This is a genomic window from Nostoc sp. UHCC 0251 (assembly GCF_034932245.1).
Lineage (GTDB): Bacteria > Cyanobacteriota > Cyanobacteriia > Cyanobacteriales > Nostocaceae > Nostoc.
The window spans coordinates 1-9,603 of sequence record NZ_JAYGHD010000140.1 but is presented as its reverse complement, the minus strand read 5'-3'; the positions used below and the strand labels follow the sequence as shown (position 1 = coordinate 9,603).

At 41.9% G+C, this 9,603-nt stretch carries 11 protein-coding genes; 6 read left to right on the top strand and 5 right to left on the bottom strand.

The annotated features are described in order from the left end of the window. The first annotated feature begins 163 nt into the window (after nucleotides 1-163). Nucleotides 164-313 (top strand): photosystem I protein PsaX, encoded by a 150-nt coding sequence (locus VB740_RS15375; protein ID WP_323200851.1) that lies wholly within the window; start codon nucleotides 164-166, stop codon nucleotides 311-313. 21 nt (nucleotides 314-334) lie between these two features. Here VB740_RS15375 and VB740_RS15370 read toward each other — a convergent pair whose 3' ends face one another. After that, nucleotides 335-1,201: a branched-chain amino acid ABC transporter permease gene (locus VB740_RS15370; protein WP_323200850.1), complete on the bottom strand. Its 867-nt coding sequence runs from the start codon at nucleotides 1,199-1,201 to the stop codon at nucleotides 335-337. Between the two features lie 205 nt (nucleotides 1,202-1,406). On the opposite strand from VB740_RS15370, the gene hrmK reads away from it, so the two are divergent. Continuing rightward, nucleotides 1,407-3,209: a hybrid histidine kinase/response regulator HrmK gene (gene hrmK, locus VB740_RS15365; protein WP_323200849.1), complete on the top strand. Its 1,803-nt coding sequence runs from the start codon at nucleotides 1,407-1,409 to the stop codon at nucleotides 3,207-3,209. A 61-nt stretch (nucleotides 3,210-3,270) separates the two neighbouring features. Next, entirely contained in the window at nucleotides 3,271-4,098 is an 828-nt protein-coding gene (gene larE / locus VB740_RS15360) for an ATP-dependent sacrificial sulfur transferase LarE (RefSeq protein WP_323200852.1), read from the top strand. Here the strand turns inward: larE and VB740_RS15355 are convergent. After that, nucleotides 4,088-5,152: a radical SAM protein gene (locus VB740_RS15355; RefSeq protein ID WP_323200848.1), complete on the bottom strand. Its 1,065-nt coding sequence runs from the start codon at nucleotides 5,150-5,152 to the stop codon at nucleotides 4,088-4,090. The genes larE and VB740_RS15355 overlap by 11 nt on opposite strands. A gap of 98 nt (nucleotides 5,153-5,250) precedes the next feature. Further along, nucleotides 5,251-5,487, bottom strand: a complete 237-nt coding sequence (locus tag VB740_RS15350) for a hypothetical protein (protein ID WP_323200847.1) — start codon at nucleotides 5,485-5,487, stop codon at nucleotides 5,251-5,253. Between the two features lie 100 nt (nucleotides 5,488-5,587). Here VB740_RS15350 and VB740_RS15345 point away from each other — a divergent pair, with 100 nt between their 5' ends. After that, on the top strand, nucleotides 5,588-5,740 hold the full coding sequence (locus VB740_RS15345; protein ID WP_323200846.1) for a hypothetical protein: 153 nt from the start codon (nucleotides 5,588-5,590) through the stop codon (nucleotides 5,738-5,740). Here the strand turns inward: VB740_RS15345 and VB740_RS15340 are convergent. After that, on the bottom strand, nucleotides 5,725-6,792 hold the full coding sequence (locus VB740_RS15340; protein ID WP_323200845.1) for an SGNH/GDSL hydrolase family protein: 1,068 nt from the start codon (nucleotides 6,790-6,792) through the stop codon (nucleotides 5,725-5,727). The genes VB740_RS15345 and VB740_RS15340 overlap by 16 nt on opposite strands. Nucleotides 6,793-7,620: 828 nt before the next feature. Between VB740_RS15340 and VB740_RS15335 the strand changes: the two genes are divergently transcribed. Next, nucleotides 7,621-7,833 carry a hypothetical protein gene (locus tag VB740_RS15335; RefSeq protein ID WP_323200844.1) on the top strand — a complete coding sequence of 71 codons (213 nt, stop codon included), beginning with the start codon at nucleotides 7,621-7,623 and terminating at the stop codon, nucleotides 7,831-7,833. Between the two features lie 73 nt (nucleotides 7,834-7,906). On the opposite strand, the gene VB740_RS15330 is transcribed toward VB740_RS15335, so the two are convergent. After that, nucleotides 7,907-8,689 carry a site-specific DNA-methyltransferase gene (locus VB740_RS15330; protein ID WP_323200843.1) on the bottom strand — a complete coding sequence of 261 codons (783 nt, stop codon included), beginning with the start codon at nucleotides 8,687-8,689 and terminating at the stop codon, nucleotides 7,907-7,909. Nucleotides 8,690-8,935: 246 nt separating this feature from the next. On the opposite strand from VB740_RS15330, the gene VB740_RS15325 reads away from it, so the two are divergent. Beyond that, nucleotides 8,936-9,603, top strand: a 668-nt coding sequence (locus VB740_RS15325) for an IS110 family transposase (protein ID WP_323200842.1), incomplete at its 3' end; no start/stop codon positions are given.

The following is a 9,603-nucleotide window of genomic DNA, read 5'->3' as shown; positions in this document are numbered from 1 at the left end:
CCCATTCCCCATTCCCCATTCCCCATTCCCCATTCCCCATTCCCCATTCCCCAATCCCCAATCCCCAATTCCCAACTTCACACAAATATTCTTAAAGAATTTGGGTATTTGGTACGCCAGTTTGGTATTTCTTAAAAAGTCATGACATTAGGAGAATCGGATTATGACCGCTAAAACAACGAAGAATCCTGCAGATTTACCAGTTGCCGACAGTGGAGCTAAACCTCCCTACGCCTATCGCACAGGCTGGGCAATATTCTTGTTAGCTATCAATTTCCTGGTAGCAGCCTGGTATTTCCACATTATTGAATAATTAGAAGTGGAGTGGTGCTGCTCAAATCGTTCCTTTGAATAACCCTTTGGGACGAATGAGCAGCACCAAAATCATGATCAACAGTGCGATACCCTGTTTGTACTGTGAACCCAGCCAAGGGGTGCTGATTTCTTGGACAATGCCAATAATAAAAGCTGCTGCGATCGCACCGTAAGGGTTGCCAATCCCGCCAAGAATCACTGAGGCAAACAACGGTAAAATTAAAAACCATCCCATATTTGGACGTACGGCTGTAATTAGCCCATACATACTGCCGCCCAATGACGTAAGCGTGCCAGCAATTACCCAAGTCCAGAAAATCACTCGGTCAACATTGATACCTGAAACTCTGGCTAAGTCCAGATCGTCAGCCACTGCTCGCATCGCTTTGCCAATTTTGGTATTTTGCAGCAGGTAATGCAGTGCCAAAATTGCTAACACCGCCAAACCCAATACCAATAATTGATTTTGCGGCACCCTTAAACCAAAAATTTCTAAAGCTGGCGTAACAGGTAAATCATAATTTTGGTTCTTGCCACCCCAGATAAAAATAATCCCATTGCGAAGAAATAAGGCAAGTCCAATAGAAATAATAATCAGCGTAGTGGAAGTAGCACGGATAGAGCGCATCTTTGACCACAGTAACTTTTCCGATAACAGCATTGCTGCTACTGTTCCCGCCGCCGCCAGGATCATCGACAACCAAATATTGACTCCAATAGTGTTTATCAGCCAAGTCAGATAGGCTCCTAAAGTGAGAAAGTCACCATGAGCAAAGTTAGATAACCGTAAAATTCCGTAGGTAAGAGTGAGTCCAACTGCGGCTAGAGCAATAATGCTTCCTACCGCAATCCCATTAACGATTAGTTGGGCAAATTGTGTATCCATAAGCCTTAAGTTGTTTTATAAAATTTTAAGTCAGTGGTTTATATAATAATTTTTTTGGACTAGCTGCTAAATTCAACATCATAAGTTATGGTTTATAACAACATAAGTTATGGTTTATAAATAAAAAAGAATTGTCCGCTAATATACATAAAATCCCTATCGGATTTTTATGTGAAGCTAAACTTGTTCAGCGGTCTAGTTGACCATGCAGCAGTACTCAAGCTTATCAGACCAGAACTCACAGATAGATGCAACGCCAAAACTTTTGACAACAATTCAGCAACTTCGCGCCAAGTTGTGGCTGGAGAGCAGCTTGAACCAGTTGCAAAGTCGCCTTAATGATTGCCTGCTTTCTGCTTGTAACACTGTCCCACAGGCAGAAGCCGCAGAAGCAGAAATTCTCCAAATTGTGGTCAACCAGATTAACAGTGCCGTGAACAGCAGTAATTTGGCGTTTACAGATTGTGCCGTAGGCATCGCTCTGTTTCAACCACAAAAAACTGTTGCCACAGTTTGCTATGTTTCTTGTTCTCCATCCTCAAACTCACAACCTCTCTTGAGATTGCAAGAGGTTATAGAAATTGAAGATTTGCAGCAGCTTGAGAATCAAAAAACACCAAGCGCTTGGCGGTTAGCTGATGATTCTGGCAACGTCATGGGCTGGCTAATTATCGCCACAGCACCCCTAAGCTCTGATCGTGAGTCGCTCATAAAATCACAAGCTCAACTCAGATCAGAATTCATGGCAAGGTCTGCTAAACACTGTACTACAGCCTTGGTACAACTTAGACAGATCCTGTATTGGCAGGAACGGTATCAACAGTTAAGTAACTCTAATCTAGAATTGGAGCGCACCAATCAACTCAAAAATCAGTTTCTGGCAAACACCAGCCACGAAATTCGCACACCCCTTAGTTCTATTATTGGGTTTACCCACCTGCTCTTAGCCCAAGGGTATGAACCAACTAAAGAACGCCAGCAAGAGTATTTAAATATCATTCAGTCTAGCGGCAAGCACTTGCTAGCTCTGATTAATGATATTTTGGATCTCTCTAAAATTGAAGCAAATCAGCTAGAAGTGCAGTGGGAAACAATTGATGTGCCAATGCTATGTAGCAATGTTTTCGCACTGGTGAAGGAAAAAGCCGCAAATAAGGGTTTGAAACTCCGTCTAGAACTTGACCCCGATATTAAAACCCTAGTAGCTGACCCGTTACGTCTCAAGCAAATGCTGTTGAATTTACTCTTCAATGCCCTAAAATTCACCAGTACAGGAAGTGTTGGCTTAGAGGTTGCTCCCAAAGGTCTATTTGTGTATTTTACAGTTTGGGATACTGGCACTGGTATTTCCCAAGAAGACCAGGCTCAACTGTTTGAACCCTATTTCCAAATTGCCAAGGCTGTCGCTGCTGGTGGTGAAGGTACTGGTTTGGGTTTAGCAGTGACTCGGAAACTCGCCCAAATTCACGGTGGTTCCGTGAAAGTAGAATCTGAAGTAAATTGCGGTTCCCGTTTTACCCTTGTACTTCCCTTTAAGCAAGATAAGGGAGCAGGGGAGGCAGGGGAGGCAGAGGAAGCAGGGGAAGCAAAATTTTCTTCATCTCCTTTGCCTTTCACCCCTAGTTCTTCTGTAGATATTTTGCTGGTAGAAAATGACTTACCTAACGGTAATTTGATGCAAATTTATCTACATAAATTGGGATATCAGGTGACTTGGGTTAAGAATGCTGCCGAGATGTGGGAAGCTTTGGCACAGTTAAACCCAGTGGTGATTTTAATGGATGTTCATCTGGCAGATGGAAATGGCCTTAACTTGGTACAACAGCTGCGAGAAAATCGGCAATATCGGTCGATTCCGATAATTGTTCAAACAGCAATGGCGATGAAAGGCGATCGCGAAACTTGTCTAGCAACTGGAGTAAATGACTATATTTCTAAACCAATTGATTTACCACTTTTAGCCAGTCTGGTGGCCAAGTACAGCAAACCGCCAACAACAGAAGAGTAGAAGGAAATGACTACAATGGAATTTGTTGGGTGCTATCGGGTTTGGGCAGGATTGGGAAATGATGCTGAAAGAAAAATTTGAGCAATTAAAAGCCTTATTTCAAGAAATGGAGCAGGCGTTGATTGCCTACTCTGGAGGCGTTGATAGTACTTTGGTTGCCAAAATTGCTTATGATGCCTTGGGCGATCGCGCCTTGGCTGTTACGGCTGTTTCTCCTTCGCTGCTGCCAGAAGAGTTGGAAGACGCCAAAATTCAAGCTGCAACTATTGGGATTCCTCATAAAATTGTCCAGACTCACGAGATGGAAAATCCCAATTACACTTCTAACCCTGTTAATCGCTGCTATTTTTGTAAAAGTGAGTTGCACGACACTCTCAAACCTTTAGCTTTAGAGTTGGGTTATCCCTATGTAGTGGATGGGGTAAATGCCGATGATTTGCATGATTATCGCCCAGGAATTCAGGCAGCGAAAGAAAGAGGGGCGCGATCGCCTTTAGCAGAAGTCGGTGTTACCAAAGTTGAAGTTCGCCAACTTTCACAACAACTCGGTTTACCTTGGTGGGATAAGCCTGCTCAACCTTGCCTCAGTTCCCGGTTTCCCTACGGTGAAGAGATTACTGTAGCTAAGTTGCAACGAGTGGGTAGAGGAGAAATTTTCTTAAGAAAGCTAGGTTGGCAGAATTTGCGCGTGCGATCGGAAGGGGATACAGCACGTATTGAATTACCACCAGAACAAATTAAAGAGTTTGTATTGACTAACGATTTACAAACATTAGTTTCTGCATTTCAAGATTTTGGATTTATCTACGTAACCTTAGATTTAGAAGGTTATCGCAGTGGTAAGTTGAATCAGGTTTTAAATCGGGAAGCTTTGGACGTTAAACTATAGCATTTTCCTGGACTGTAGATACGGTTGTGCTTTTTTTATCTGCCTCACTGGTTTTGGCCAACTGCATCAGCGTCTCATACCAATCCGTAATCGGCAGATCAGCAGGTGCTGTTAGCTCTTGATAAACGTGTTGGCAGAGTTCTCGAAAAGCGGGGTAGCGCTCTTGACGCCAATGCTTAGTAAGTTCACCCAAAGATGCCTCATTAAGATTTCCTAGAGCATAATTGCGGTCAAAACCATGTTGCATTGGCACGACTGTCCCATCTGCTTCGATAATTAGGGGCGATATAAGATTAGCAAAGCTGTACTCTTGCTCATTTATGAACGATTCGTCTGCAAAAAAGCTACCAGGATTTGAACGCAGCAAATCTTGGTGAGTTAAATCAATATGAACAAACAGCTTTTCACCAAAAGCTTCTCGCAAACGCGTAGCTTTTAGGTAAGCATAGGATAAGATGCTGGTATTGGGTCTATATCCCATGAGGCTTTGGGTAGCATGTCCGACTTCTGCAAGTGGATGAATCTGCAATAATTTCGCCCCTTGCTCCAAGGCAAAATTTGCAACCCAGTCTAACTCTCGAAAATTTTGTTTTGTGAGTGTAAAAATAAACCCGAATGGAATACCTGATTGGCGAACCCCTTCTAGTCGAGCCGCCATTTTTTCAAAAGCTTGCTCGGAAGAACGCATACGGTTATGGGAGGCTGGCATTCCATCAAGACTAATGGCAAGTAAATCAACCGCTCCAGTCAACTGCTCGATGTGTCGCTCGTCTAAGAGTATGCCGTTGGAAGTAACCGTTGTATGCATCTGGCATTGATGAGCTTGTTTTAGCAGTTCCGGCAGAGGTTTGTAGACAAGGGGTTCTCCTCCTGAAAAGCTGGCGATGGTATACCCTTGTTCACTTGCATCGGTAATTGCTTGTAAAAGGAGCGGGACACTGAGTTGGTCACGCTCCTCTGGCCCAGAAGAAGAGTAACAATGGAGACAGCGCAGATTGCACCGTCTGGACGGGTGGATTTGCAGAATGCGGTTAAAGTTTCCAGTAGGTGCCATATGCTTACTAACTCCAATTACTCTTTTAGTACCGGGATGAAAATCCTAAGAGGAAAAGAATCACCGATCAGATGATGGACATGGTTCAAGTCTTATGGTTAAAGTAGTCTTCCTAGTTCCGGGGTGACAATCCCAAGAGGAAAAGGACGAAAAGAGTCTGGTAGGTCTAAAGGTAGTCTTCCTAGTTCCGGGGTGACAATCCCAAGAGGAAAAGAGCCTGGTGGGTAAGGTAATCCTCCTCCTTTCAACTCTTGGAGTTCTTCTAGCTCTTCTGGGGTTAGCTCCATAAACAATTCGTCGCCTTGAATGTTTTGCACTTCCAGACGGTTTTCCATGATATTATCCCTTGTTTTTATACTAAGTACGTAGGCATAGCCCGTTGTAGAAATTGCTGATTTCTGTGAGCGAGCTGCACAGGCTTAATTTCATTCCCTTATGGGGAACTTCCGCAAATTTACTATTGAAATTACAAATATTAATATTTACAGGCTACTAAATAGTGCCTGTCTAGGCAATTTCATAACTGATGGTGATGCGATCGCTCCAAGCGTCGGTGTTGGCGTAGCGATCGCTCAATTTTCAAGTTGAGTCAGCTTGTATTCTATTTGCTGTAGTGCCAACCGCCATACATCATAACCCTCTTGAGACAGGTGCAGCCCATCTGTGGTCAACTCTGGGCGCAAATTGCCTTCCATATCTGTAAACCAGCTATAAATATTTAGATAATTAGCACCTTCTTGTTTGGCAATCTGGGTTAGTTGTGTGTTGATGTGACGAATACGGCTATTGGAAAGATTTGCTTGGCGAGTAGGTAAAATGGATTGGACAATGATTTGAGCTTTTGGGTGAGCCTGCCGTAACTGACGGACTATCCGCCGATAATTACGCAAAATAGCTTGATCACTAGCACCTTTACGTAAGTCGTTAATCCCAGCCATGATATAAATCACATCCGGCCGCGTTGTCGAAAATGCCCCTAATCTTTTTAAAACGCCACTGGAAGTATCTCCAGATATGCCTTGATTCAGCCACAATTTTCCAGCAGGCAGTTTTTCTCTAGGAAACCACATGCTTAAAGAATCACCAATTAAGATACTTAGATGATTTGCACCTTGCCCCTGAGCGATCGCTCTAGCTTCTAAAGCTAGTAAACTTTTCCAGTCATCATAAGTTAATTGACGCTTCTTAATCGACTCCCACAAAGATTGCAAATTATCACTATTTACGCGCGTATAAATCTGACCTGTTTTCAAAGCCGCCAATCTTTGGTAGTAAAGGTGATTGCCAGATATCAATGAGAAACCAGCTGTTTGAGCGCTGGGATTGAGTGATGACTCTGTTGAGGCTGGTAATGCCTGACTACTGACTTCTGGTAAGGAGATATCAACGCTGTCGATATTTGGCTCACCTGCTGTTGGCTGCGAACTTTTTAGGGGTTGGAACGCTTGGCTGCTGAGTTCTGATAAGGAGAGATCAACACTGGGGATGATTTGCTTACTTACTATTGTCTGCGAACCTTGGTTTAAATCCCACAGGAATCTAGAATTTTCTGGCAGGACAATTGACAAATGTGGAAGAGCCGATGCTGGTATTGCTAATCCTGTTAACAAGCCTGCTGCCAACAGATAAGGGTCCCTCATCGCTTTGTCTCTCCTCTACTACTCACTGCTTTTCCCTATGACAGCATTATTTGCCTGTATTCAGGAAAATTTTACTTCGGTTAAGTTATTATTCTTATTTACTCTGTATAGTTCTGTAAAGCGTATTAACGAGATTATATTGGACAATTTACGATCTCTTTAAATTACGGTTTTTTCGGTGGTATGCAAGCCTTATTTGTGAGGATAGTTATGCTGAAAGCCCTATTTTCACAAGCCGACTATTTTTTATAACTCAGTTGCCACAAATATTGCAAGTGTCTACGAACTCGGCAATTAGTAGGTGATTTTTGAGTATGTCAGGAAAGAGGTTTTTGCTTTTGCCGTTGCTAATATAATAAATAACCATTTAATTTCAGGTTTACAAATGTCAGTTAATTGTGGCGATCGCATGAGAATTTGCTAGTTCAAGAGGCGATAGCTTTTTAATTTCTGAGCAAGTATCTAGTTCAGCATACTAAGAGTTTGAGACTCTCTCAAAAAAGAGGTTAGACCCTCAATCAAAAAGGTTTGGGATAAATTTAGAGCGTTCTCTAGCGCTGTTAGACAGTATACCTGTTATCCTGGAGTCATAAAAGTTAAATTTATTTTCATTCAAAAGTAGGCTCTTACCTTTGATGGGATAATTGAGGTTTGGTATCAATCGTCTAGTTATGGGACAGTTCCCTGCACTTAGAACCGTTATTCTCTACATACCTAATTTAAAATTAATGTTTACTGATTGAAGTATGAGTTGAAACACATTTAAATTAAGTTTTAACTATAGAAAATAACTTGATGGGAAGTGCTAAGATTTAGGCTGAATCATTAGTGTTTTTATTTTCTTCCGTGGCTAGAGCTAGTACAGCGATTGGTGTCAGTCCCATTATTAAAGAGATTGTGCAAAAACAGGCACATTCGACACGTTTAACCCTGAAAGAAGTTATTCTTATGGGAATGTTAGCTATTGACAAACTAGATGATCAAGGTCGTCAAGAGCTAGCAGATCAAGTTCATCAAATGCAGGTGAATGGAGAGATTTAAGTGAGTAGTTATGAGTTAGGAGTTAAAATTTATAAGTTTTAACTCCTCAGTCCTGACTATTTACCTAATATGTTTATTGACTAAATCGATAACGGCTTCCCATCACATAATCCTCGTTAATTTCAAAAGATATCCATCGGCGTTGCAGAGTCTGTGCAACAAACCCACTTGTGTTAGAACCTGCAAATGGATCTAAAACCATATCACCTTCATCAGTTAAGAATTTGATGAAGAACTCGGCAAACCCCTGAGGAAAACGTGCTGGATGGGGTCTAATTTCTGCTGCTTTACAGCGTCGTAAATAAGCACTATTCGATTCAGTATTAGCAATTTCTAGCAGGTTTGGCGGAATTGCACCTTGGTTATCTTTTTGAAATTTATCAGAAATATCATGTCCACTAGGACGTATTTTAGCCTTATAACCATTTTTGAGTAATTGTTTCATACTTTGGCTATAAGGCTTTAAAACTTTTCTGTTATCTGCTTTAGGATTCGGTGTCTTAGACAACCACCAAACTGTATTTACAGAATCTTTAACACGAATCCGCCTGATTGTTACCCACTCAGCAGGGGTTGGCAGTCGAGCCGGATTATAGTGGTAAAATTCTTGAGCAAGAAAGAAACCTACTTCCTTGCATAATCTGACTAAAAGTTCGTATTGGTAGATACTCCGCACGGGATTACCAGGAAGGTAAGCACCACCTAAATCGAGTACGAATGAGCCATTATCTGCCAGTACTCTTTTAAATTCATAGGCAAAAGGTAGAAACCACTCAATATATTTTTCAGCAGTTTCGTTACCGTATTCTTTTTTTCTTGTGAGCGGTTGAGGAGGGACTTCGTTTCCCCTCCACAAATATAAAAGAAACTAAATTCACAGGGATAAAAAGCACGGTATCCTCAAAAAGTACCCTGACAGTTAAAACCGAATTTTCAATGGTGCTTTATTGCCCGTTTGTGAGCGTGGTTCTGGGCTATAGCGAACAGAATATTGGTGAAGGAGCTGAATTAAGCGTACTATCCCGTTTAGAAGAATTACATATTTCTCGCAGTCCAGGTCAGGATACACTTTCACTCTTGAATAAATAAATGGTTCTTCAGGATGTCAAGGCAGCAAAATCAACGAAAGCGTGCAAAAGGTAAAAAAATCCAATTCAAAAATATCGAAGAATTGGCACAAATAAATCTAAACGCAGCAGGAATTGATATTGGAGGATCTGAACATTGGGTCAGTATACCAGCAGGACGAGACGAAGAACACGTAAGATGTTTTAGCTGTTTTACATCGGATTTACATGCCTTAGCAGACTGGTTAAAGGAGTGTGGAATCACAACCGTAGCAATGGAATCGACAGGAGTTTACTGGATACCAGTGTTTCAAATACTAGAAACCAAAGGGTTTGAAGTAAAGCTAGTAAATGCCCACTTTATCAAAACAGTGCCGGGACGCAAAAGCGATGTACTTGACTGCCAATGGATACAACAATTACATACCTACGGCTTATTATCAGGCTCGTTTCGACCGGATGACCAAGTATGCGTGCTACGCAGCTACATACGTCAACGGGATAATCTGATTCGTAGTAGTAGTACTCATATCCAACGAATGCAGAAAGCCCTATCCGAGATGAACCTGCATTTACATCAAGTCTTAAGCGACATCACAGGTGTGACAGGACTCAAAATTATCCAAGCAATCATCGCCGGAGAACGAGACCCTTCAGTTTTAGCTACATATCGAGACCGACGTGTAAAAAGCACACAAGCAGA

Excerpts from the sequence above, each read along its gene's own strand:
- VB740_RS15350 (WP_323200847.1), bottom strand. The coding sequence starts at position 5,487 with ATGGAAAACCGTCTGGAAGTGCAAAACATTCAAGGCGACGAATTGTTT.
- VB740_RS15375 (WP_323200851.1), top strand. The coding sequence starts at position 164 with ATGACCGCTAAAACAACGAAGAATCCTGCAGATTTACCAGTTGCCGAC.
- hrmK (WP_323200849.1), top strand. The coding sequence starts at position 1,407 with ATGCAGCAGTACTCAAGCTTATCAGACCAGAACTCACAGATAGATGCA.
- VB740_RS15370 (WP_323200850.1), bottom strand. The coding sequence starts at position 1,201 with ATGGATACACAATTTGCCCAACTAATCGTTAATGGGATTGCGGTAGGA.
- larE (WP_323200852.1), top strand. The coding sequence starts at position 3,271 with ATGCTGAAAGAAAAATTTGAGCAATTAAAAGCCTTATTTCAAGAAATG.
- VB740_RS15345 (WP_323200846.1), top strand. The coding sequence starts at position 5,588 with ATGGGGAACTTCCGCAAATTTACTATTGAAATTACAAATATTAATATT.
- VB740_RS15355 (WP_323200848.1), bottom strand. The coding sequence starts at position 5,152 with ATGGCACCTACTGGAAACTTTAACCGCATTCTGCAAATCCACCCGTCC.
- VB740_RS15340 (WP_323200845.1), bottom strand. The coding sequence starts at position 6,792 with ATGAGGGACCCTTATCTGTTGGCAGCAGGCTTGTTAACAGGATTAGCA.